General features: G+C 70.9%; 1 protein-coding gene. It reads right to left on the bottom strand.

Features of this window, described 5'->3' with window-relative positions; all coding sequences use genetic code 11:
• On the bottom strand, positions 1 to 357 hold a 357-nt coding region (locus tag J0695_RS42305), incomplete at both ends, for a diadenylate cyclase (protein ID WP_206970100.1).

Here is a 357-nt window from a genome sequence, read left to right as displayed (position 1 = left end):
CTCCAGCCGCTGCGCGACCGCCGAGACGTCCCGCACGGTCACCAGGTCCTCGATCTCCAGCGCCGACAGCGTGCCGGCGACCTCGTCGAGGCGGAGCTTGTAGCGCTCCAGCGTCGCGAGAGCCTGGTTGGCGCGGGACAGGATCGCCGCCGAGTCCTCCAGGACGCGGCGGTGGCCGTCGACGTAGAGCGCGATCAGGCGCATCGACTGGGAGACCGAGACGACCGGGAAATTGACCTGCTTGGAGACCCGGTCGGCGGTGCGGTGCCGGGTGCCGGTCTCCTCGGTCGGGATCGTCGGGTCCGGCACCAGCTGAACGCCCGCGCGCAGGATCTTCGACAGGTCGGACGACAGGAC

Source organism: Streptomyces beijiangensis (assembly GCF_017315755.1).
GTDB classification, from domain to species: Bacteria; Actinomycetota; Actinomycetes; order Streptomycetales; family Streptomycetaceae; genus Streptomyces; species Streptomyces beijiangensis.
Note: the sequence above shows the minus strand (reverse complement) of the source record. Positions and strands in the feature narration are given on the sequence as shown.